The organism is Deefgea tanakiae, assembly GCF_019665765.1.
Lineage (GTDB): Bacteria > Pseudomonadota > Gammaproteobacteria > Burkholderiales > Chitinibacteraceae > Deefgea > Deefgea tanakiae.
Genome location: NZ_CP081150.1, coordinates 647,386 through 670,999 on the forward strand (window position 1 = coordinate 647,386; position 23,614 = coordinate 670,999).

Sequence of the window (23,614 nt, forward strand, 5' to 3'; positions counted from 1 at the left end):
AGGCAATACATCGATAAGGTTAAATATGAAAACTTTGAATGTCATTGGCCCCGGTCGCTTGGGGCAAAGTTTGGCACGCTTGGCGGTGGATTCTGGGCAATACCAAATCGGTGGCGTGTTGGCGCGCTCTGAACAATCGGCCGCCAAGGCGCTGGCTTTTATTGGTGCGGGGCAAGTGTGTTTGCAACTGGCTGATTTGCCGCCTGCAGATTTGTGGTTGCTGGCCGTTCCCGATTCATCGATTGCAGCGGTGGCGGTGGAGTTGGCGGCGGCGCAGGTGGTGAAGACAGGTGATGTGGTGTTTCACGCCAGCGGGGCGCTAGAGGCGAATATCCTTGCGCCGCTGCAAGCGCAAGGCGCATTGATTGCCAGCCTGCATCCAGCATTTTCCTTTGCCGATCCCGCGCGTGCGGTGTTGACGTTTTTTGGTACGCCGTGCGCGATTGAGGGCAATGCCGCTGCTTGCAAACTACTCAATCAATTTGCCCAAGCGATTGGCGGCGTGCCGTTTGCCTTGGCCGAAGGTGGTAAAGGCGCTTATCACGCAGCGCTGTCGATGGCAGCAAACTATCTTGTGACGCTTGCTGATCTCTCGCTGAAAACTGCACATCAGGCAGGTATTGCCCCGGAGATGGCTAATAGCTTGGTATTGGGGCTGATGCAGCAGACTTTGCATAATATCCAAGCGCTTGGCCCTGCTGTGGCGTTGACGGGGCCGATTGTGCGCGGTGATGCGGGAACGGTTCAGCGGCACTTGGAAGTAGTCGGGGAAAATCAACAGGCACCATATCGTGTTATGGGTTTGGCAACGCTGAGTTTGGCGGGAGACAGAGTGTCGCCTGAGCAGGCTCGCCAATTAAAAACAGCCTTAACTCAAGCGGAGCATGCATTGTGTACATCGGGGAATTAGCTAAACTTAGTGGCACCAGCGCCAAAGCCATTCGCCATTATGAAAACCTGGGTTTACTGGGTCAAGTCGAGCGGCAAGGCGTTTACCGCATTTATGACTTGCAAGATGTGCAAGTGGTGCAATGGATTAAGCAGGCACAAAGCTTGGGTTTTCGTTTGAACGAGCTTGTTGCTGCATTTCAAAAAGACGCCGATGGTCAGTTGAATTGGCAAGAAATGAATCGGCAAATTGAGTTCAAGCGTAGTGCAATTTGCCAAGAAATTGCGCATCTACAAAGTTTAGAAGCACGTTTAACTGCGATGCATATTGAAATCGATGAATGTATCAGCGGCGCGCCTTTGGCTGCCGAACCTACCCCAGATCAAGCCAAGTTTTATGCTTTTTGTGCTGAAGCGCAAAGCACTTGACTCTGTCCTTAGGGGCAGACTTAGGCTAATGCTTTTCTTTGCGGGAGAGCATGATGAGCAAAAAAGTGTTGGTGATTTTGGGGCATTCTTTAGATGATAGTTTTTGCGCTGCACTGAGTGCGCAGTATGCGGTGAGCGCAGCGGCGGCAGGACATCAGGTTCAGATTTTGAAGTTGGGTGACTTGCAGTTCGATCCAATTTTGCATCAAGGGTATCGGCAGATTCAGCCTTTGGAAGTCGATTTGGTGCAGGCACAAGCGCAAATTGAATGGGCTGAGCATATCGCCTTGGTTTACCCGATCTGGTGGGGCGCTGCACCCGCGCTATTGAAGGGTTTTATTGATCGCGTTTTTGTGCCGGGATTTGCGTTCAAATATCAAGAAAACTCCAGTTTCCAAGTCAAATTACTCAAGGGGCGCAGTGCGCATTTGCTAGTGACGATGGATACGCCGCCGTGGTACTACCGCTGGGTGTATCGTTTGTCGGTCTTGCGGCAAATGCGTGTAACGACCTTGGAATTTTGTGGCATTCAAGTGAAGAAAACGGCTATTTTTGGTCCTGTAATCAGTGCGAAGCCCGAACAAAGATCGGCTTGGCTTGCTCAAGCTTGTGCTTTGGCGACACGGATTTAAGTTTTCTAAGTTGATCAGCAAATTTTGAGCGAAAATTTTTGCCACTGAGCCGCCCATTGACCGAGCTAGGCGGTAAACTGCGACTCCGTTTGAATGGGTGTTGGAACAAATCATGTGGATTGAAACGCGTGGCCGTGGGCCGGATTTGGTGCTGCTGCACGGTTGGGCGATGAACAGTACAGTCTGGAATTCAATTGTCGATGAATTGGCGCAGCATTATTGCGTGCATTTGGTCGATTTGCCGGGGCACGGCGCGTCACCTGCCACATCTTCGCTGAGTTTGCAGATGATGGTCGATGCGGTCGATGCGGCGTTTCCGTGGCCGGTGCAAATTATCGGATGGTCTTTGGGCGGCGCGGTGGCTGCACAGTGGGCGATTCAGCAACAGGAAAAAGTAAAGTCATTGACTTTGGTCGCTTCCAGCCCGTGTTTTATGCAGCGGGAAGATTGGCGCGCCGCGATGCCAGCGACGGTATTGGCGCAATTTGCCGAAGCATTGCAGTCCGATTGGCAGGGTACTTTAAAGCGTTTTATTAGTTTGCAAGCGATGGGTGATGCGAGCGCGAGAGCGGTGACCAAGGAATTACTCGCCGATTTATTCAAGCACGGCGAGCCGAGTATTGCCTCTTTGGCCGAAGGGTTAGCGATTCTGCGCGATACCGATTTGCGCGAGCAAATGAGTCAGATCTCGTGCCCAGTTTTATTGCAGTATGGTGATCGAGACACGCTGACGCCGCTACCCGCGGGGCATTGGTTGAAGTCGCAATTGTCTGACGCCAAATTGATCGTGCATCAAGGCGCAGCACATGCGCCGTTTTTATCGCATCGGGATGAGTTTCTGGCTGCGCAGTTGGATTTCTTGGCCAACAATTAAAAGCGGTTTGATGTTTTATGCATATAAAAAAGCCACCGAATTCGGTGGCCTTTTTACAGATTGCCTTCGCTTATTTTTGTTTAGCGAGGATTTTTTCGATTTCGTCTTTTGGAATCGCACCAGAAACGATTTGGCCGTCAGCAAAAATCAAAGCTGGCGTGCCGTTAATGCCGAGTGACTCACCGAATTTGACTGTACGGGCGATTGGATTTTCGCAGCTGGCTTTGCCACCTGTTGGCAAATTACCTTGATGCATAAAATCTTGCCAAGCTTTGACGCGATCTTCGGCACACCAAATCAATTCTGATTTACGTGCGGCATCAGGATGCAGGCTGGCCAGTGGCATTAAGAAGGTATAGATGGTGATATTGTCGATGCCGGCCAAGCTTTGCGTTTCTAGTCGTTTGCAGAATGGGCAGTCTGGATCAGAGAACACCACCAATTGACGTTTGCCATTGCCACGGACTTCTTTAATCGCGTCGGCGAGTGGTAATTTTGCAAAGTCCACTTTATTCAATTCGGCCATACGCGCTTCGGTTAGGCTTTTTTTCGATGCCACGTTGACCAAGTCACCCACGACAACATGTTCACCTTTCGCGTCTGAATAGACAATATGACGTTTATTCAAAACGACTTCATAAAGGCCTTTGATTGGGGTTTCTTTGACCGAATCAACTGGCTGCCCTAGGCTCTGGCTGAGTTTGGTTTTTAAATCTTTCGGTGGCGCATCCGCTTGTGCGCCGCAGGCGGTCATCGCAATCATGCTGGCGGCGATTAGGGTGCGAGTGAAATGTTTCATGCTAATCCTTTTAAGAATAATGCAACTGCCTTGATGTATTGCTATGAAGGCTTTGTTAATTAATGGCTACAGTTAGATACATCAAATTTAAGAGTCCATGGCATGGCGTATCAGTTGCCGTTTAATCCATGGTAATGAGTCGGTGAAGCCTAGCCCGATATTACGTAGGCTTTTTAAAATCGAATTCTGGTTGTTAAACAATTTTTGCAAACCATCGCAGACTGTTTGCATCAGCAGTACTGATTCGCGGCGGGCGCGTTCGTATCGTCGTAAGACCAGCAAGTCGCCGATTCGTTCCGGATGCGTGTTTCTGAGTAATTGCGCTAATTCTGCCACATCGCCAAAGCCAAGGTTGACGCCCTGACCAGCGAGCGGGTGAACCGTGTGAGCGGCATCACCCACTAATGCAATTCGAGTCTTAACGCAGGTTTGAATCTGGGTGAGCTTGAGCGGGAAGGCCGCTGGCGGCGTGACGAGCTTGAGTTCGCCCAGTGCTTTGCCACCCGCTTGGGCAACGATAGCAGCTAATTGCGCTGCATCGAGGCCAAGTAATTCATTTTTGCGTGCTTCGTTGCACGACCAAACCATCGACATTTGATTTTGAGAAAAAGAGGCCTGCTCCGGCAGCGGTAGCCATGCCAAAATACCGTCAGTTTTAAACCATTGCTGCGCAGCGCCGTAGTGCGGTTTTTCGCAAGCAAAATTAGCAACCACGCCAAATTGCTCGTACGGCTTGCTACTGGCCTCGATATTCATCTGACGGCGCACCCAAGAGTTTGCGCCATCAGCACCAATCACCAAACGCGCGTGCAGCTCGCGTTGATTGTTTAAGGTGAGTGTGGCACCACTATGATCGATCTGCAGTGATTCTGGCTCAGCTGGCGTGATGATTTGAACATTGGGGCTGTCGGCCAGCGCCAGCCAGAGTGCTCGTTGTAATTCACGATTTTCTACGATATACGCTAATTCATCGACGCCGCTTTCGAGCGCATTAAATTCCAGTTTGGCATTGGCTTCATCACCACGAATTTTCATCGCAGTAATTGGCGACAAACGCTCGGCTCGAACACGATCCCATGCACCAATCTGCGTGAGTAGCTTGCGGCTAGCGCGGCTAATCGCATACACCCGCTGATCCCAGCTGGCCAGATCAAAATCAAGCACAGGCTCGCGGCCTTCGAGCAAAATAATCGATAGCGAAGTGTTTTTTAGCGCCAGCGCCAGCGCCGCACCCACTAAGCCACCGCCCACAATGATTAAATCAGCATCGTATGTTTTCATGGGGATTGAGTTTATCACCCCATCAAATTGTTGCAAGGCGATTTATGCGCTTGACGAAAAGACGACTTGTTTTGGTGTTGCAGGCGCTGGCATTCAGATTATAGCTGGCTTTGCGTGGGCGGCTGACTGACATATCTTGCTCTAGACTGAGTGAATGCTCAGTCGATATCTACTTTTTATTGCCTGTTTTGTGCTGGGGGTGATTGCCCTGCAGCAACAAGCGAGTTTGCCCGCGTGGTGGTGGGCCGTGTCGAGTGCGGGCGCTGCGCTTTTGTTGGCACAAATTCGATATTTTAAATTTCAATGGCTACTGCACTATTTCTTCATTGCACTGCTGGCTATCAGTTTGGGATTTGCATGGGCGCAATGGCGCGCTGAACTTCGGATGGCGCAGCGGATTCCGATGAGTCTTGTTGGCCAAACGCTGTGGGTTGAGGGGTATATCAGTGATTTGCCACAGGACAGCCGTTTTGGCCCGCGCTTTGTGTTGACCCCAGAGCAGCCGATTGCGAATGGCTGGCAGCCGCAGCGCATTCAAGTGAACGCCAATCTGAAACACGGCCAATTTAGTGCGGGTGAGCGTTTGCGCTTGCAGCTTAAACTTAAGCCAATTCATGGCGCGGTTAACCCCGCGGGTTTTGATTTGGAAAGTTGGTTTTTACAGCAGAATATTGCAGCGGTGGGCAGTGCTAAATCCGTGGAACGATTGAATGAGTTTGCAAATGTAGCTTGGTTAGTGAGGATACGCGCGGCATTGCGCCAGCGAATCGTTCGAGCTTTACCTGATGCGCCATATCAAGGCGTTATTGTTGCTCTGACCATCGGTGATCAAGGTGGGATTCCCAAGGCGCAGTGGCAGCGCTTTGCGCAGACTGGAATTACCCACCTGATCAGTATTTCTGGCTTGCACATTACGTTGTTGGCGGCGTTTTCGGCGAGTGCTGTGCTGTTTGTGTGGCGGCGCATCCCGCAATTGGCGCAGCGTTTTGCGGCGCAACGTGCCGCACTGATAGCAGGCGTGTTGGCCGCCTTGGTGTATAGCCTGCTGGCGGGGATGGCCGTGCCGACCCAGCGCACGGTCTTGATGCTCTTGGTGGCAGCGCTGTGTTTGTGGCGCGCCAAACCGATGGCCAAAAGTGCGATCTGGGCTGGTGCGCTGATGGCCGTGGTGGTGTTTGATCCGTTTGCTGTGTTGTCGGTGGGGTTTTGGCTGTCGTTTATGGTGGTTGGCTATTTGATTTGGGCGGGCTCCAATCGGATTGGCGACTTGAAGCAATGGCAGCTGTGGGTCGGTACGCAATGGGCGGCCACCATCGCCTCGATGCCGATTTTGCTGGTGGTGTTTGGGCAATTTCCCTTGGTGTCACCGTTGGCCAATGCGGTGGCGATTCCCGTGGTGAGTATGCTGGTCACTCCGCTGGCTTTGCTCGGTGTGTTGGAGCCCAGCGGCACTTTGTTGCATTGGGCTGAGCGGCTGTTTGCTGGGGTCGATTGGCTGTTGCAATGGTGTTTAAGCTTGCCGATGATCGATTTGCAGATCAATACACCATCGATGAGTATGTTGCCGCTTGCCATGCTGGGTATTGCCTTGCTCTTATTACCCCGAGGTGTTCCTGCCCGGTGGCTAGGGTGGGTCATGTTATTGCCGCTGTTTTTTACACCCAAAATAGTTATTCCAGAGAATGTGTTTGTTGCTCAAGTTTTGGATGTAGGCCAAGGCTTGAGCGTTTTGGTGCAAACAAGAAATCACGCGCTGTTGTTCGATACGGGGCATGTCGCCAATGGTGAGCGGGTGCTATTGCCGGTATTACGGCAAGCGGGGATACATGCGCTGGATAAACTCATTTTGTCGCACAACGACGCAGATCACATCGGCGCAGCACCGATCTTGCTGGGCCAAGAGGGAGGACGAGCATTTCCAATTCAGCAAATTATGCATAGCCTGCCACCCTTGCAGCCTCTCTTGGCGACAACAGTCACTCAGCGAGTATGCCAAGCGGGGCAGACATGGCAATGGGATGGCGTTCAGTTTTCTATGCTTTGGCTGCAGCCTGAATATTCTGCGCGGGATGACAATGCCAAAAGCTGCGTGTTGCGGATTCATAATGCCCAGCACAGTCTACTGATTCCGGCTGATATTGGACGATTGGAAGAGGGCGAACTGGTCGCTGCAGGTTTGCTTCCTACCGACATCGTGATTGCGCCGCACCATGGTAGTAAAACGGCCTCTTCTGAATTGTTGATCCAAACGCTACAACCTCAATACGCCGTGTTCTCGGTAGGATTTATGAATCATTTCCGGCATCCTCATCCCGATGTAGTGTCTCGTTATGCAGCGGCGGGCAGCAGCCTGCTGCGAACCGACCAAATGGGCGCGATTCGATTTACGGTTGGCGAGCAGATTGAGGTAAAGCAGCAGCGCGTCATTGCGCCGCGATATTGGTACAATGCGACCACGCCTGCCCTTACTGGAGAAACACCACAATGATGACGCTGTCAGCCATGTATCGTTACCCGCTTAAATCATGTCGCGCCCAGCCGTTAACAACGAGCTTACTTTCTGAGCGAGGCTTGCAGTTTGATCGGGAGTGGATGGTGGCAACGGCTGAGGGCAAATACATTACGGGTCGCACTGAGCCGCGTTTACTTTTGATTTCTGCCGAACCCACAAGTGATGGTCTTTGGCTGAAAGCGCCCAACTGCGTTGACTTATTTGTACCGCTAGGCAATTTCACAGAGAGCCACATCGCCGATGTTTGGGAAAACGAATTCTTGGCGCGGCGCGGTGCATTGGCTGCCGATGCGTGGTTGTCGGCGTATTTAGAGCAGCAAGTGCATTTGATGTGGACGGGGCCAGAGAGCCATCGCCGCGTGAAACATCATCCAGAGATTCCCGTTGGATTTGCCGACACATATCCACTGCTCTTGATTGGCGAAGGCTCGCTACGCGAACTCAATCATCGCGTTGGGCGTGAGATGTCGATGCTGCATTTTCGGCCGAATCTGGTGATTGCCAATAGCGAGCCATTTGCAGAAGATACTTGGCAACGGATTCGGATTGGTGATGTTGAGTTTCAGCTCGGCAAGCCTTGCGAGCGCTGCATTATGACGACTTTAGACCCCGATACCGCAGCAAAATCGCCCGACTCAGAGCCATTACGTAGCCTTGCTAAATTTAGGAAAACTGCAGGTGCGGTGGTGTTTGGACAAAATATATTGGCGTTGGGCAGTGGCGAATTACGGCGGGGGATGTCGGTTGAGGTTTTGTCATATGTTTAAACTTATCGGTACTCTGAATTAAGCAAGCCATGAGCGAGCTAAAACAACTCAAAGGCCTCGGCCCCAAAAGCCAAGCAATGCTGGCGCAAGTGGGGATTGTGAGTGTCGAGCAATTTATGGCGACCGATCCCTTTGTGATCTACGCGCAACTGCACGCGATCATTCCTAATTTATCGCTGAACATGTTGTATGCCATGATGGGTGCGCAGGAGAATGTGCATTGGCAGATGATTAAGGCAGAACGGAAAATAGAAATTCTGATGCGTTTAGATGATATAGGGCTTGCGCCGCGAACTTAAACGCTGGATGATTTCTTAGATTTTATTGGTGTATTGCCATCAAACTATTGATAAATAAAGCGCAGATCAACATACCTTTTGATAAATATGACATAGAAGCCGACTGAAGTGAAAATTAAATTGAGCAATAAGTTATGGTTAGCGTGTGCTGTCGTAGGCTTATTGTTGTTGGGTTTGTTATTGTTGGCTGAGCGACATGAAGTTAAAGCGCAGCAGCAAATTGAGCTCAGTTTCAAGCATGATCAAAATCAGCTAGTTGGCACGCTGCTATTGCCTGCGGGGCAGGGGCCATTCCCAGTCGTGCTGTTGGTGCATGGCGATGGCCCGCAAACAAGGGGGGGGGATCGCTACACGCAAATCATCAATGCGTATTTGTCAGCTGGGATTGCTTGTTTTACTTGGGATAAACCGGGTACGGGTGATTCAAGTGGTGATTGGTTGCAACAATCGATGCAACACCGAGCTCAGGAAACCCATGTCGCGATGCAAATGTTGGCGCAGCGATCCGATATTCAAGCGCAAAGGATTGGTCTGCTGGGATTTTCGCAAGCGGGCTGGGTCTTACCTCAGGTGGCCACGATGAATCCTGCCCCTGCTTTTTTAATTACAGTCGGCGCGGCGCTGGAATGGCGGGCTCAAGGTGAATTTTTTACTTGGCAGCGCTTAATCCGCGCTGGATTAAGTGCGCCAGAAATTGATAAGGCGATTCAATGGCAGCGCGCAGCGCCGCAGCCGTCAATTTCACTCAGTTTTGCAGAATATAGCCAACAATTTCAAAAGTACTTAGCCGCATTTCCTGCTCCAAATGGCGCCAATACAGCACCGCTTTCTGCTAAACGTTATCATTTTATCGCGCTCAATATCGAAGCCAATTCCAGTCAGCAACTGGCCGCGTTGCAGATCCCATTATTGGCGATTTGGGGGCAAGATGATTTGAATGTTGATGCAAAGGCGAATGCACAAACGTTTGCAGCTTTGCTAAATGTAAAGAACAATTCAAAACACCAAGCTGTAGTTGTTCCCCAAGCGGATCACACGATGCTGAACTCGTCGGTTTTTAGCATGCAATTGTCAAGTGAGTGGACGTGGTGGATGACTGTACGGTACTTCATCGCGGCGGATGGCGCATTCGCCCCTGCTTTTTTACCGCTGATCGTGGATTGGGCTAAAAAGCATTCTGCTTAGTTTTTCGTGGCTCAAATGCGGCCAATACGGCGAAAATAAACCTCATTGTATATTTGTTGGCTGATGACCTTGGCTTGCAACTGGTCATGATCTTGCTCAAACTCTTACGTAAAAAATCAGCGTAGTCTGTACTCATACCGTTTCAATTTTTGATGAGGGCAATATCATGACAACGACTGCTTTTTTTATTCCAAGTGTGAATTTAATGGGGGCGGGCTGCCTAGTTGACGCAGCGAAAACGATTCAGAGTTATGGCTTTAAAAAAGCGCTGTTGGTCACGGATGCACCGCTAGTCAAAATCGGTGTAGTGCAACGGGTGACTGATTTACTCAGTAGCCAAGGCGTGGCCAGCGTGGTGTTTGATGGCGTTCATCCTAATCCAACCACCGCCAATGTCGCAGCCGGTTTGGCTTTATTGCAAGCCAATGGTTGTGACTGTGTGATTTCACTCGGCGGCGGCTCGCCGCATGATTGCGCGAAAGGTATTGCGCTGGTCGCCGTGAATGGTGGTGAAATTAAAGACTACGAAGGTTTGGATCGTTCAGCCAAGCCGCAATTGCCGCTGATTGCAATCAACACCACGGCAGGTACTGCCAGTGAAATGACGCGCTTTTGCATCATCACCGATGAATCACGCCATGTAAAAATGGCGATTGTCGATAAACACACCACGCCAATTTTGTCGGTGAATGACCCCGATTTAATGCTGTTAAAACCGGCGGGTCTTACTGCTGCAACGGGGATGGATGCCTTAACGCATGCGGTGGAAGCTTATGTTTCGACTGCCGCCACGCCGATTACCGATGCTTGCGCATTAAAAGCGGTGGAAATCATCAGCCAATCTTTGCGTCAAGCGGTAAGCCATGGCGACGATATCGCCGCACGTGAGCAAATGGCCTATGCGCAATTTTTAGCTGGGATGGCGTTCAATAATGCTTCGCTTGGCTATGTGCATGCGATGGCACATCAATTGGGCGGTTTTTATGATTTACCCCATGGTGTGTGTAACGCGATCTTGTTACCGCATGTTCAGGCGTACAACAAGCAAGTGTCGGCCAAGCGTTTAGGCGATATCGCCCGTGCAATGGGTGAAACAACAGCAGGTTTGAGCGATGATGCTGCTGCTGATGTGTGTTTGGCTGCGATTCGCAAGTTGTCGGTGGATGTAGGTATTCCAACAGGTGTGGCGCAATTGGGCGCGAAAGAGGAAGATATTCCGACGCTAGCGACCAACGCATTGAAAGATGCGTGTGGCCTGACCAACCCTAAGCAGCCTACCTTTGATGAAGTCTGCGCAATTTATCGCGCTGCAATGTAATTGAACTTATGAAATTGAAAAAGCCACTTTGAATTAAAGCGGCTCAGACAGCTGACAAAGCCCTCCCAATTTGGAGGGCTTTTGATTAGACATATACTCAAGCCTACATCCCAATCTAACATGAAATCGAAATGGTCCACCCCAGCCTCGATCCGGTTTTTCATCAAAATGCGGTTTATCGGCTATCTGTTTGGCATTCGCTTCGAACGCTAAATCGTGTGCGAGATTAAGGTCCCTGATGCGCCAAATTGGCCTAAAAAGTGGCCACTGGAGCCGATACGCATTAAATTGACGTTGAGAGTGAGTTTGGGGGGGGCAATAGAGTAAGTGGTGCGTTGTCCGACATCTTGTGAAGGCAAAAACCCGGTCAAAAAAGACGAAGTTTGTCATCAATCTGAGCCAAGCCTAGCTTGGCTTTTTTGTTGGCACGTTTCCTGCTTATTGAAAGTCACCACTCTGGAGTTTGACTATGCTAGGCCGTCTCGACGTCTATTTTCGTAACCAAGAAACCGCACTCAAGTTGCGAGGCCATCGCCAAGAAATCTTGGGTTCCAATATTGCGAATGCAGATACACCCAACTACAAAGCGCGCGATATTGATTTCAAAGCTGCGTTTGATACCGCCCGGGCTGTTAATCCAAGTCAATCACTCAAATCGACCAACACACGTCATCTGCAGCCCTCTGGCGCGGTTGATTTATTTGAGCCGAGTTTGAAATTTCGTAATGAGCAACAGCCGTCGATTGATGGCAATACCGTTGATATGAATACCGAGATGAAGGAATTCACCGATAACGCGATTCGCTATCAAGCTGCGGTCACCTTTTTCACTCGCCGAATTGAAAGCATGAAAACCGCGCTAACAGGTCAATAAGGAAAATCAAAATGTCATTGTTTCGTGTGTTTGATGTGGCTTCGTCAGCAATGAATGCGCAATCTGCGCGTTTGAATGTTGTGGCGAGTAATTTGGCTAATGCTGAGTCAGTGACTAGTTCAAATGGTCAGCCGTATCGAGCTAAACAGGTTGTATTTCAAGCTTCGCCAGTCAATACCCATTCTAAATCTGCTATCGGAGTCAAAGTGGCTGGCGTCATTGAAGATCAAGCGCCACCGCGTTTGGTGTATGACCCCAAGAGCCCGTTTGCTGATGCGAATGGCTATATTGCGATGCCGAATGTGAGTGTGGTCGAAGAAATGACCAATATGATTTCAGCGTCGCGTGGTTATCAAACGAATGTGGATGTTATGAACACCGCCAAAACATTACTGATGCGTACGTTGAGCATTGGTCAGGCTTAAGGAGTTTTATCATGGCAACGATCGGTAATAATTTTGATTACACCTCGCTCAATACCAAAAAAACGGCGAATCGTACTGAGGCTGAAAAACAGCAAGATACCTTTATGAAATTGCTAGTGAAGCAATTGCAAACGCAAGACCCAATGAATCCAATGGACAATGCGCAAACAACCAGCCAGATGGCACAAATTAATACCGTAACTGGCATTGGTAAATTGAATGAAACGATGAATCAAATGCAATCACTGTACGCCGGCACGCAAGTGATGCAGGCGGCAGGCTTGATCGGCAAAGAAGTCCTCACCCCCGGCAATGGTTTCCGCTTTGATGGTACGACCAAGGCAGATTTACGCGTGAGTATTCCTGAAGGTGCTAGTGACGTGATGCTGAGTGTATTTAATAAAGACGGTACCGAAGTGGCAAAAATTCCTGCCAATAGCTCACAACCAGGTTTAGCGCAGCTGGAATGGGATGGCAAAAAAGCCGATGGCAGCGTGCTTCCAGCAGGAGATTATACGGTTGCTGCCAAAGGCCAAAAAGATGGCAAGGAAATTGCTTTAGACACGGTGACTTGGCAAGTGGCGAAATCTGTTGAATTTGGTAGCAGTGGTGTTGGCGTGTATTTGGCCAATGGCGGTAAAACGGGTTTTGGTGATGTGATTCAAATTCGCTCAGCCAGCGGCAGCACAAACGCATAACGATTAGGGGAATATCATGGGTTTTCAACAAGGCTTGAGTGGTTTAGGTGCTTCGGCAAAAAGTCTCGATGTGATTGGTAATAATGTTGCGAACACAAGCACGGTGGGGTTTAAAGGTTCACGTGCTGAATTTTCTGATATTTATGCGAGTACATTTGGCTCTTCTAGCAATATCGCTGGTATTGGTGCAAAAAATCAGACTATTGCTCAGCAGTTTGGGCAGGGTAATACTACATCGACCAATAGTCCGCTTGATATTGCGATTACTGGAAATGGTTTTTTTCGGATGCAAGATCCGACTGGGACGATTAGCTATGCGCGTAACGGCCAGTTTCAGTTGGATAAAAATGGATATATTGTAAATAACACGCAGTTTTTGACTGGTTGGCCGGTCGATCAAGGTACTGGTCAGGTTTTAGCAGGCTCAACACCGCAACCGATTCAACTTCAATTCTCAAATATCGGGGCGCGACCAACGGGTGGTTCTGGTGTCACTGGCGCGGGTTTAAATCTAGGCCTGAATTTAAATGCCAACGACAAAGTAATCCCTGCAACGACTTTGTTTTCATCGACAGATCCAACAACTTATAACTACTCAACGTCGGCTACTGTGTTCGATTCTTTGGGTGGCACCCATACACAAACCTTCTATTTTCGCAGAGATGTTCCTCCTGCCGTGCCAACTGTCCCGCCAACGAGTACATGGACGATTCGATATGCTCTAGATGGCAAAGATGTGAATGCCAATGGTACTTTAGGTGCACAAGTACCAGCTGTTGCCCCTTTATCGACAGGGCTTACTTTTGACGCTAATGGCCGACCGATTGGTTTGCCAGTTGGAGGTTCAACGTTTAATGTTTCCGCCGCGACACTAAATAACGGCTCCAATGGATTGAATTTTCAAATGTTTTTTGATAAATCCACTCAATTTGGTAGCCCATATTCCGTTAGTTCATTAACCCAAGATGGTTATACCGACGGTATTTTGACGGGTATTTCTGTGAATAAAGACGGTATGGTGCAAGGGCGCTATTCGAATGGCCAAACGCGAAATGTTGCGCAAGTTGTTCTGTCTTCATTTACCAATGTGCAAGGTTTACAGCCGCTCGGTGATAATCGCTGGGCTGAGTCTTCCTCTTCTGGCCAACCGTTAACTAATGCGCCCGGTTCAGGTAGTACGGGGGCATTGCAATCTGCTGCAGTAGAAGATTCAAATGTCGATTTAACGAGCGAATTGGTGAACTTAATCACCGCTCAACGTAATTACCAAGCCAACTCACAAACGATTAAAGCGCAGGATACCATTTTGCAAACCATCGTTAACTTGCGTTAATAGGCTGATATGGATCGTCTGATTTATGTCGCGATGACTGGAGCGAAGCAAGCTGAGTTTCGTCAGTCTATTGTTGCAAATAATTTGGCTAACACTGCGACGACGGGTTTTCGCGCGGATTTGGCTGCTTTTCGAGCCATCCCTGTTTTGGGTGGACCTGGCTTATCGACAAGAGCATTTGCCATTGAGCAAGGAACTGGAGCCGATTTAACAAATGGTGCTTTTCAGCAAACGGGTCGTGAACTCGATGCCGCCCTAATGGGTGAGGGCTGGTTTGCAGTGCAAAGTGCGACTGGCGAAGCCTATACCCGTAATGGCAGTTTTGCAGTTGATGCAACGGGTTTGTTAAAAACGTTCACAGGTCAAGTGGTTGAGGGCGAAAATGGCCCACTGACTATTCCCGAGAATACCCAGCCATCTATTGCTGCTGATGGCACGGTCTCTGCTGTGGATTTGAGTAATCCAGCGCAAACAGTTGAAGTGGGTAGATTGAAGCTAGTTAATCCCCCTGCTGGTGAGATGGAAAAAGGTTTGGATGGTTTGTTCCGTCGACGTAATGGCGAAGCGGCACAGGCGGATGCTAACGTTCGTTTGGCTATTCGTGGCGTTGAAGGCAGTAATGTGAATGCAGTCGATCAATTAGTGAATATGATTTCGACGCAGCGTCATTACGATATGCAAATTAAATTACTACAAACAGCAGAACAGAACTCGCGCTCGGCAGCTTCTTTACTCACGTTGAATGGTTAAAATAGGATAAGTAACTATGATTCGCTCGCTCTGGACCGGTAAAACGGGCATGGATGCCATGCAGTTTAATGTGGATGTAATTTCCAATAATTTGGCGAACGTGAGTACGAACGGCTTTAAGCGGGAACGTCCAGTATTCGAAGATTTACTTTACCAAAATCTACGTCAACCTGGCGCAGCAAGTAGTCAGCAAACTCAATTACCTACTGGTTTGGATGTGGGCACAGGTGTGCGCCCCGTGGCAACGGCGCGGCAATTTATGCAAGGCAGCTTGCAACTGACTGATGGTGCATTGGATATGGCCATTAATGGGCAAGGTTTCTTCCAAATCGCTAAGCCTGATGGCACAACAGCCTATACACGTGATGGTTCATTTCAAGTGGATAGCCAGGGTGCAGTGGTGACATCAAGTGGCTACCCATTACAGCCCGCTTTACAAGTGCCACAAGGTACAACGAAAGTCACAATCGCTAAAGATGGTACTGTTTCCGCCATTATTAATAATGACACAGCTGCTCCAGTGCAATTAGGCAATATTCAGTTAGCCACATTTATCAACCCACCGGGTTTGCAAGCGGTGGGTGAAAATTTCTTCCTCGAAACGGCAGCAAGTGGTGCGCCTACTGTTGGTACGCCAGGAACCAATGGCTTGGGCGCGATTAACCAAGGCTATGTTGAAGCATCTAATGTTAACGTAACAGAGGAGCTGATTAATATGATTCAGGCGCAACGCGCTTATGAAATGAATTCACGCTCAGTTCGTACTTCAGATGAAATGCTACAGAAACTAGGTACTTTATAAATTGATTAACTTACGTTTAATTTGTTCGTTATTGCTTGTACTTGGCTTAAGTGCTTGTGTTGCACCACAGTCCATTGTCACGCAACCAGTCACTGCACGACCTCAGCAGGATGTTGTAACGCATAATAATAATGGTTCTATTTTTCAAGCAAATACGGCCAAACTATTGTTTCAAGAGCCAAACGCACGGCGTATTGGTGATGTGGTGATTATCAATATTGAAGAAAATCTATCTGCGGTTAATTCTGCAAATAGTGGCGCCAATAGAAGTGGTACTTTAGCTTTGGGTGGCACGACTGATTTGCCGTACATGCCTTCATTTATAAATAAAATGTTGAATGCGAGCGCAGATGTGACTTCGGAAAATACGTTTGCAGGTAAAGGTCAAACGAATAGCTCGAATACATTTAGAGGAACGATTGCTGTAACAGTGGTGGATGTACTGGCGAACGGTAATCTCACCATTGGTGGTGAAAAGCAAGTTGCAGTAAATGGACAAACTAGTTTAATCCGTTTTACGGGCGTGATTAATCCCAATGATATTCGCGCGGGAAACACGATTTCGTCAACACGAGTGGCTGATGCACGCATTGAACAGGTCGGGCAAGGTGCAATTGCAGATGCCAATACAATGGGCTGGATGCAGCGTGCATTCATGTCGGTATGGCCGTTTTGATGCAGTTTAGAAAAGGATGTTGTATGCGCCGCTGGATTGTTGCTGGATTAATGTGCTGCTTGGCTTTGCCAGCTATGGCAGAGCCACTTAAGCAACTGGCTAGCTTTGCCGGGGTGCGAAACAATCAGCTGGCGGGCTATGGCTTGGTGGTGGGTTTAGATGGCACCGGCGATCAAACGACCCAAACTCCTTTCACTGTGCAATCGATCATTAATATGCTCACTAACATGGGGATTCAAGTCCCTGCGGGTGGTAATTTGCAGTTAAAAAACGTTGCGGCAGTGACTGTTACCGCCACTTTGCCGCCGTTTGCTCGTCCTGGTCAGCCAATTGATGTTGTGGTGTCATCAATAGGTAACGCGCGAAGTTTGCGAGGCGGTGCATTATTGATGGCGCCATTGAAGGGGGCCGATGGCCAAATTTATGCGATGGCTCAAGGTAATTTAGTGGTTGCGGGGGCGGGGGCCGCCGCAGCGGGTACGAGTGTTCAAGTTAACCAGCTTGCAACTGGCTTGATACCTGGTGGTGCAACGGTCGAGCGCGCAGTACCGACTTTGCTTGGTAATGGTGAGTTTGTTCAGCTTGAGTTACTGCAAACTGATTTTTCGACAGCAAGTCGTGTCGTGAATGCAATTAATAGCCAAATTGGTGCGGTAGCAACTGCGCTGGATGGTCGTGTAATTCAAGTTCGTGCGCCGCAAGATCCAAATCAGCGCGTGGCCTTTTTAGCGCGATTAGAAACGATTGATGTGATTCCTGCTCCAGTCAATCCTAAAGTGATTATTAATGCTCGGACAGGTTCAGTCGTAATGAATCAAGCTGTCACGGTTGATGCTTGTGCGATTGCGCATGGCAATTTGACGGTAACTATTATTGCAGATAATCAAGTCGCTCAGCCGAATGCCGTTGTGGGCGGGCGTCCCAAGCGAGTTCAGAATGCTGAAGTTGATATTGAAACGGGTAAAGGCCCTATCGTTAAGTTGCCGAAAGCCACATCATTGAATCAGGTTGTTCGTGCACTCAACTCAGTGGGGGCCACGCCGCAAGATTTACTCGCTATATTGCAAGCCATGAAGGCTGCTGGGGCGTTAAATGCGGTGCTTGAAGTAATTTAGTCCATGTATTGCCGTGCGGTAATTGAATTTATTAGCTCCCAGTAAAATACTGTTGTTTTTTTAATTATTTATTTTCCTCCCTCCAATGTCGGCACGCTCCTTGCTTTAGATTTTCATCACCAAGGGAATCTGAGCAATGAGGCCGTATCATGAAGTCTGCTAGCAATGCGATTCAAAACACACTAGCAATAGACCCAACAGCAGTGAATAAAATTCGCGCGGCGAATCGTGCAGACTCTGCCGAGGGTACAAAAGCGGTCGCTCAGCAATTTGAAGCGCTTTTAATGCAGCAAATGCTCTCCGCAATGCGCTCAGCAAGCCCAACTGATGGCATGAATCAAAGTAGTGGCGTGGAAATGTTTCGCGGCATGCATGATCAGCAGCTCACTCAAATGTGGTCCAGCAAGGGTAGTTTAGGCTTGGCCGATATGATTGCACGTCAAATTCAAGTTCAGCAAAACCCTAGTCTATTAAACCAGCCTTTGCATCGAGCACCGAATCCATTCCAGGATCGTGCATTTGATTACTCTTCAACTAATAAACCACATGCGATCACGGCAAAATCTGCCGCTACTTTACCGAGTATTGCCGACCGGGTTGTTTCAACTGCGAGCGACTTTTTAGGCAAACTCAGCGATGCAGCCAAAAATACCGCGTCTGATTTGGGCGTCGCGCCGCATGTTCTTCTTGCACATGCTGCATTAGAAACTGGCTGGGGAAAGAAAACTATTAATGATGCCTCAGGCAAAGATTCATTTAATGTTTTTGGCATCAAAGCTGGAGCTAGCTGGAAAGGTAAAACCACCGATGTGCTGACTACCGAATTTGTAGATGGTATTTCGCAAAAGAGGGTTGAAAAGTTCAGAGCCTATGATTCTTATGCTGAGGCATTTGCAGATTATGGCTCAGTAATGAAAAGACGCTTTGGTGATGCTTTGGGGCAGGGTAGCGATGCAGTTGGTTTTGCCAAAGCATTAGCCAAAGATGGCTATGCGACAGACCCACAATATGCACAAAAATTGGCCCGCGTTGCTGATAGTGTCGCAGCCCGTTTAGGCGTAAATAACTCAAGACTGGGCGCTTAACGCCGATAAGTTAGTATAGGAGTAAAGAATCATGGCCTCATCTGTATTTGGAATTGGTGTATCGGGCTTAAATGCCGCTAATTTGGGTTTGACCACCACAGGGCATAATATCGCCAATGTAAATACAGTTGGTTTTTCGCGCCAAGGTATTCGGCAAAGCGCGCCTTATCCGCAACTTGCTGGCAGCGGTTTTAATGGTTTAGGTGTGAAAGTCGATTCGATCGTACGTGTTTATGATCAATTTTTGACTAAAGCCGTTGAAGTTGCCCAAACACAATCTAGCTATCAAAAAACACGCTTGTCTCACTTGTCTGAAATTAATAATATCGTTGCCGATCCGACGGCGGGTGTTTCACCTGCGATGCAAGATTTTTTTTCTTCTGTACAAAACGTAGCGACTAATCCTGCAAATCCGCCATCTCGACAAGCTATGCTATCGAGTGCTCAGACTTTATTAAATCGCTTTCAAGTATTTTCTCAACGACTTAATGAGCAACGTGCAGCGCTCAATGGTGAGATTGGTAATACTGTAAGTAGCATCAATGCATACGCAGCCCAAGTGGGTGATCTGAATAATAAAATTGTCGTGGCACAAAGTAGTGGCCAACCACCTAATGACTTACTTGACCAACGTGATTTATTGGTACGAGATTTAAATAAATTAATTAAAACAACTTCCTTGCCATTGAGCGATGGTTCTATTAACTTGTTTGTTGGTAATGGTCAAGGGTTAGTGGTCGGCTCTCAGACCTATACCTTAGGCGCAGTTCCTAATCCAGCAGACCCTGAAAGTTTATCTATCACTTACGAGCAGAATGGCACTTCTATTTTATTGCCCGATAATCTAGTCAATGGTGGTCAACTTGGCGCTTTGCTTGATTATCGACGCCAGTCTTTAGATTTGGCGCAAAATAGCCTTGAGCGCACAGCCTTAGCTATGGCTAATGCATTTAATCAACAGCATAAAGCTGGGCAAGATTTGAATGGTAATTTAGGGCGAGATTTTTGGTCGTTTCCAACAACGAATTTGGGCGTTGGCATCGATGCTCCTAAGTTAGGTGTTATTAGACCAAATGCAAATAACGCAGTGCCTGCAACCGCGAGTCTAACTGGCTATATTCAAGATATTTCAAAGCTAACAACCAATAATTATGAGCTATCTTTTGACGGTACTAATTATGCATTAGCAAATTTGAGTGATGGCAGTAAGTACACGCTAAATCCCGCAGAAGCAGCCGCATTGACAACGCCAGCTGGATTTACAAGTTCAACAGGGTTAACACTTTCTTTAACGGCTACGCCGGCAGCAGGGGACCGCTTTACGTTGATGCCATTGAAAGGATTTATTGATCAGCTTGCAATAAAAACCTCTGACCCTCGTGAGATCGCGGCAGCTGGCCCTGTTTCCGCTGTTGAGCCTAAAGCGCCTGCTGCAGTCAATACAGGTACTTTAAAAGTTTCACAACCAGATGTAGTTGCTCAAACCTCTGTAACAACGGATAGCTCACTCAATGCAAACATTTTTACCCCCGTCACATTGACATTCACACCTGACGCATCAGTTGTTCCTTCTGGTATGGCCTTTACGGTAACGGGTGCTGTGCCCGCAGTTACAGGGAATGTGCCCTATAAAGCTGGGGACACGATTAGCTACAATGGTTGGACTATGAAGTTGGATGGTCTGCCTGCCAGTGGCGACAGCGTAACAGTTCAAAAAAATTCAAGCACTGCAGTTGCTGATAATCGCAATGCTTTGGCATTAGGCAAACTGCAAACTAGTCGTGTTTTGGATGGCAATACGGCTACATATCAAGAGTCGTACGGGCGTATGGTGGCCACAATTGGTACACAAACAAACGAAGCAACCATTATGGGTAAAGCACAAGACAAATTATTACTGAGTGCAGAAAGTAGTCGAGACTCTGTATCTGCTGTGAATTTAGACGAAGAGGCCGCTAATTTACTTCGTTACCAACAGGCTTATCAAGCTTCAAGTAAAGTAATTCAGATTGCCCAAAAAGCATTTGATGAAATTATTAATTTAGGCCGCTAAGCGACTTAAGTTAGGAGGAATTGAAATGCGAATCGCCACAACGACTTTATTTAATATGGGTAGTAATTCATTGCAACGGCATCAAGCCGATCAAGCAAAATTGCAAGCTCAACTATCTTCGATGCGTAAAATTTTGACACCTGCAGATGATCCAATTGCATCTGCTCGTGTCTTGGATATTTCTCAAGCTAAATCAATTAATGAGCAATATGCAACCAATAGTTCTACTGCTGATTCTTTTATGCGCTTGAGTGAATCTACTTTGAATCAAGTTACAGCTGCAATTCAAAATATTCAGCAATTAGCAGTGGCCGCAGGTAACCCCGCATTAACGGCCTCTGAAAAGAAAATGCAAGATGCTGAGTTACAAGGTCGCTATCAAGAGCTTTTAGGTCTGGCAAACACCACTGACGGCCAAGGTAATTACTTGTTTTCTGGATTTAATGGCGATACAAAGCCATTTTCTGAAACTGCATTTGGTCAGGTGAATTACAATGGAGATAGTGGTAAACGATTGGTGCAAATATCAGATGGGCGCCAACTTCCTATTTCTGAGGCTGGTAGCGATATATTTCAAAAAATTAAAAATGGTAATGGTACATTTGTCACTGCATATAATCCAGCAAACACTGGTAGCGGTATTGTCAGTCCTGGTGAGGTTGGCGATCCAAATAAATGGCAACTTGCTCCAGCTCCAAGAGACTTCCGTATTCAGTTTCAAACTTTGCCTGATCCAGCAAATGCGGGCAAAACAATTACCACGTACGACTTAATCAATACCACAAGCAATTTGTCTTTAATTGATGGGGCGACTGTTCCGCGCGCTGCTGGTAGTCCTCTGCCGCGCGTCTATGTGGAAAACGCTGATATTGAATTTAAAAAACTAGCCTCAGATCCTGGTGTTGTACCTGCTTGGGATTATGGTGTGAAAATGAATGTCAAAGGCAGTCCTGCTGCTAGTGATCAGTTCTCAGTGAAGGCAAGTACCAATGTTGATTTGTTCGCAACAATTGGTGCCTTGTCTTCTGCATTAAATTCATATCAATCAGGTTCGGCAGGAGCGGCTGCTTTTCAAAATCAATTAAACACGGCCTTATCGGATCTATCAAACTCCTTAGGAAATATTCTGACATCCCAAGCTTCTTTAGGCTCTCGAATGTTGGAAACTGACTCGGTAAAAGATACGACAGAGGATTTGAAGCTGCAGTATTCAAAAACACTTTCCGGTTTACAGGATTTGGATTATGCAGCTGCTTTGAGTGATTTTGCGCAGAACCAAATGCTGTTGGATGCAACAAGAAAGACGTTTGCTCAGGTTCAAGATCTCAGCTTATTCAAGTATATTTGACAGGTGCGCATCATTTTTAATAAACGGCTCGCTTTGCGGGCCGTTTTAATTTGGATCTTATGAGTAAAGCTAAAACAAACTTTGTGTGCCGTATATGTGGTGGCATTTCACCGAAGTGGCAGGGGCAGTGCCCGCAATGCGGTGACTGGAATACGCTGGAAGAAAGTATCATGGAAACCAAAGTCGCCAGTGGGCGTTTTCAGTCGTTGGCGGCAGATGGTGCAATTAAAAACTTATCCGAAGTGAATGCGGAAGAGGTTCCACGCATTCCAACGCAAATGGATGAGCTAGATCGTGTGCTTGGCGGTGGCTTGGTGCCTGGCGGTGTGGTTCTGATTGGTGGTGATCCAGGTATTGGTAAGTCAACACTACTGCTGCAGGCGTTGGCAAAACTATCTGAAACTCAGGCAGTGCTTTATGTGAGTGGTGAAGAATCTGCGCAGCAAATTGCATTGCGTGCACGTCGATTGGGCGTGCCAACGGCAAAAGTTCGTTTGTACCCAGAAATTAGCCTAGAAAAAATCCTATTAGCCCTTTCCAATGAGGGGCCTAAAGTCGTTGTGATTGATTCAATCCAAACGATGTTCACAGAGGCTTTAACCAGTGCACCGGGCAGTGTGGCACAGGTGAGAGAGTGTTCATCCCAGTTGACGCGGTTCGCTAAACGACACGGTACTTCGGTATTGTTAGTCGGCCATGTCACCAAGGATGGTGCTATTGCGGGGCCGCGCGTGTTAGAGCATATCGTTGATGCTGTGCTGTACTTTGAAGGCGACACGCATTCAAGTTTTCGCTTAATTCGAGCCATTAAAAACCGTTTTGGTGCCGTGAATGAGCTAGGTGTGTTTGCCATGACGGATAAAGGATTGCGCGAGGTATCAAATCCATCTGCGATGTTTTTGAGTCAGCATGCAGAACCTGTTGCGGGTTCTTGTGTCATGGTCACACAAGAAGGAACTCGACCGATGCTGGTGGAAGTTCAAGCTTTAGTCGATGATGCACATTCTCCACAAGTAAAGCGTTTAGCCGTGGGGGTTGAACAAAATCGATTGGCATTGCTGTTGGCGGTATTGCATCGCCATGCGGGTATTGTTGCTTTTGACCAAGATGTTTTTATCAATGCGGTTGGCGGTGTGCGAATCTCTGAGCCGGCTGCAGATTTAGCGATGTTAATTGCGATTGTGTCATCGTTAAAAAATAAGCCACTCCCAGCAAAAATGGTGGTCTTTGGTGAGGTTGGTTTGGCGGGAGAGGTGCGCCCAGTACAGCGGGGTCAGGAGCGCTTGAAAGAAGCTGCTAAACTGGGGTTTACTCATGCTATTGTTCCTAAAGCGAATCGACCTCGGCAAGCGATAGAGGGAATGACGGTGACTGCTGTTGACCGCTTAGATGAGGCTGTTGCAGCAGCTTTTTAAGATTAAGTCCTTGAAATTTATATTTTTGGCCGCATTAAATAATAATACTGCCATGC

Annotated in this window: 23 protein-coding genes; 21 read left to right on the forward strand and 2 right to left on the reverse strand. The window is 48.0% G+C overall.

The features are described from left to right. Positions 1-13: 13 nt before the first annotated feature. The 4 genes from K4H28_RS03055 (at position 14) to bioH (ending at position 2,823) form a co-directional block, all read left to right on the forward strand. Positions 14-910 (forward strand): Rossmann-like and DUF2520 domain-containing protein, encoded by an 897-nt coding sequence (locus tag K4H28_RS03055; protein ID WP_373312792.1) that lies wholly within the window; start codon positions 14-16, stop codon positions 908-910. Further along, positions 892-1,317 (forward strand): MerR family transcriptional regulator, encoded by a 426-nt coding sequence (locus tag K4H28_RS03060; protein ID WP_221006942.1) that lies wholly within the window; start codon positions 892-894, stop codon positions 1,315-1,317. The genes K4H28_RS03055 and K4H28_RS03060 overlap by 19 nt, the downstream gene beginning before the upstream one ends. Positions 1,318-1,367: 50 nt before the next feature. Continuing rightward, a complete protein-coding gene (locus tag K4H28_RS03065) occupies positions 1,368-1,949 on the forward strand; it encodes an NAD(P)H-dependent oxidoreductase (protein ID WP_221006943.1) in 582 nt (193 codons plus the stop codon). 112 nt (positions 1,950-2,061) lie between these two features. After that, positions 2,062-2,823: a pimeloyl-ACP methyl ester esterase BioH gene (gene bioH / locus K4H28_RS03070; protein WP_221006944.1), complete on the forward strand. Its 762-nt coding sequence runs from the start codon at positions 2,062-2,064 to the stop codon at positions 2,821-2,823. A 70-nt stretch (positions 2,824-2,893) separates the two neighbouring features. Here bioH and K4H28_RS03075 read toward each other — a convergent pair whose 3' ends face one another. Next, the gene (locus K4H28_RS03075; protein ID WP_221006945.1) at positions 2,894-3,622 is read right to left on the reverse strand and encodes a DsbC family protein; all 729 of its coding nucleotides are present in this window, start codon (positions 3,620-3,622) and stop codon (positions 2,894-2,896) included. Between the two features lie 87 nt (positions 3,623-3,709). Next, on the reverse strand, positions 3,710-4,903 hold the full coding sequence (locus tag K4H28_RS03080) for a UbiH/UbiF family hydroxylase (RefSeq protein ID WP_221006946.1): 1,194 nt from the start codon (positions 4,901-4,903) through the stop codon (positions 3,710-3,712). Positions 4,904-5,057: 154 nt separating this feature from the next. Here K4H28_RS03080 and K4H28_RS03085 point away from each other — a divergent pair, with 154 nt between their 5' ends. From K4H28_RS03085 to radA, 17 genes are all read left to right on the forward strand, one after another. Further along, on the forward strand, positions 5,058-7,391 hold the full coding sequence (locus tag K4H28_RS03085; protein WP_221006947.1) for a DNA internalization-related competence protein ComEC/Rec2: 2,334 nt from the start codon (positions 5,058-5,060) through the stop codon (positions 7,389-7,391). Then, positions 7,388-8,182, forward strand: coding sequence for an MOSC domain-containing protein (locus K4H28_RS03090; RefSeq protein WP_221006948.1), 795 nt, complete (start codon positions 7,388-7,390; stop codon positions 8,180-8,182). Before K4H28_RS03085 ends, K4H28_RS03090 begins: the two co-directional genes overlap by 4 nt. A 29-nt stretch (positions 8,183-8,211) precedes the next feature. Continuing rightward, positions 8,212-8,481, forward strand: a complete 270-nt coding sequence (locus tag K4H28_RS03095) for a TfoX/Sxy family DNA transformation protein (RefSeq protein ID WP_221006949.1) — start codon at positions 8,212-8,214, stop codon at positions 8,479-8,481. Positions 8,482-8,589: 108 nt separating this feature from the next. Further along, positions 8,590-9,666: an alpha/beta hydrolase family protein gene (locus tag K4H28_RS03100; RefSeq protein ID WP_221006950.1), complete on the forward strand. Its 1,077-nt coding sequence runs from the start codon at positions 8,590-8,592 to the stop codon at positions 9,664-9,666. A gap of 166 nt (positions 9,667-9,832) precedes the next feature. After that, positions 9,833-10,984 (forward strand): L-threonine dehydrogenase, encoded by a 1,152-nt coding sequence (gene yiaY / locus K4H28_RS03105; protein WP_221006951.1) that lies wholly within the window; start codon positions 9,833-9,835, stop codon positions 10,982-10,984. A 469-nt stretch (positions 10,985-11,453) separates the two neighbouring features. Next, positions 11,454-11,858 (forward strand): flagellar basal body rod protein FlgB, encoded by a 405-nt coding sequence (flgB, locus tag K4H28_RS03110; protein WP_221006952.1) that lies wholly within the window; start codon positions 11,454-11,456, stop codon positions 11,856-11,858. 11 nt (positions 11,859-11,869) lie between these two features. Beyond that, positions 11,870-12,283 carry a flagellar basal body rod protein FlgC gene (flgC, locus tag K4H28_RS03115; RefSeq protein WP_221006953.1) on the forward strand — a complete coding sequence of 138 codons (414 nt, stop codon included), beginning with the start codon at positions 11,870-11,872 and terminating at the stop codon, positions 12,281-12,283. Between the two features lie 11 nt (positions 12,284-12,294). After that, complete coding sequence (locus tag K4H28_RS03120; protein WP_221006954.1) at positions 12,295-12,981, forward strand: flagellar hook assembly protein FlgD; 687 nt, start codon at positions 12,295-12,297, stop codon at positions 12,979-12,981. Between the two features lie 16 nt (positions 12,982-12,997). Continuing rightward, positions 12,998-14,314 (forward strand): flagellar hook protein FlgE, encoded by a 1,317-nt coding sequence (flgE, locus tag K4H28_RS03125; RefSeq protein ID WP_221006955.1) that lies wholly within the window; start codon positions 12,998-13,000, stop codon positions 14,312-14,314. A gap of 9 nt (positions 14,315-14,323) precedes the next feature. Then, positions 14,324-15,064 (forward strand): flagellar basal body rod protein FlgF, encoded by a 741-nt coding sequence (locus K4H28_RS03130; protein WP_221006956.1) that lies wholly within the window; start codon positions 14,324-14,326, stop codon positions 15,062-15,064. A gap of 16 nt (positions 15,065-15,080) precedes the next feature. Then, positions 15,081-15,866, forward strand: a complete 786-nt coding sequence (flgG, locus tag K4H28_RS03135; RefSeq protein ID WP_221006957.1) for a flagellar basal-body rod protein FlgG — start codon at positions 15,081-15,083, stop codon at positions 15,864-15,866. Between the two features lies 1 nt (position 15,867). After that, positions 15,868-16,542: a flagellar basal body L-ring protein FlgH gene (locus K4H28_RS03140; protein ID WP_255573605.1), complete on the forward strand. Its 675-nt coding sequence runs from the start codon at positions 15,868-15,870 to the stop codon at positions 16,540-16,542. 23 nt (positions 16,543-16,565) lie between these two features. After that, positions 16,566-17,657, forward strand: a complete 1,092-nt coding sequence (locus K4H28_RS03145; protein ID WP_221006958.1) for a flagellar basal body P-ring protein FlgI — start codon at positions 16,566-16,568, stop codon at positions 17,655-17,657. Between the two features lie 149 nt (positions 17,658-17,806). Further along, on the forward strand, positions 17,807-18,742 hold the full coding sequence (gene flgJ, locus K4H28_RS03150) for a flagellar assembly peptidoglycan hydrolase FlgJ (RefSeq protein WP_221006959.1): 936 nt from the start codon (positions 17,807-17,809) through the stop codon (positions 18,740-18,742). Between the two features lie 31 nt (positions 18,743-18,773). Then, positions 18,774-20,795 (forward strand): flagellar hook-associated protein FlgK, encoded by a 2,022-nt coding sequence (flgK, locus tag K4H28_RS03155; RefSeq protein WP_221006960.1) that lies wholly within the window; start codon positions 18,774-18,776, stop codon positions 20,793-20,795. A gap of 25 nt (positions 20,796-20,820) precedes the next feature. Beyond that, a complete protein-coding gene (flgL, locus tag K4H28_RS03160; protein ID WP_221006961.1) occupies positions 20,821-22,143 on the forward strand; it encodes a flagellar hook-associated protein FlgL in 1,323 nt (440 codons plus the stop codon). 59 nt (positions 22,144-22,202) lie between these two features. Further along, positions 22,203-23,558: a DNA repair protein RadA gene (gene radA, locus K4H28_RS03165; RefSeq protein ID WP_221006962.1), complete on the forward strand. Its 1,356-nt coding sequence runs from the start codon at positions 22,203-22,205 to the stop codon at positions 23,556-23,558. Positions 23,559-23,614: the final 56 nt, after the last annotated feature.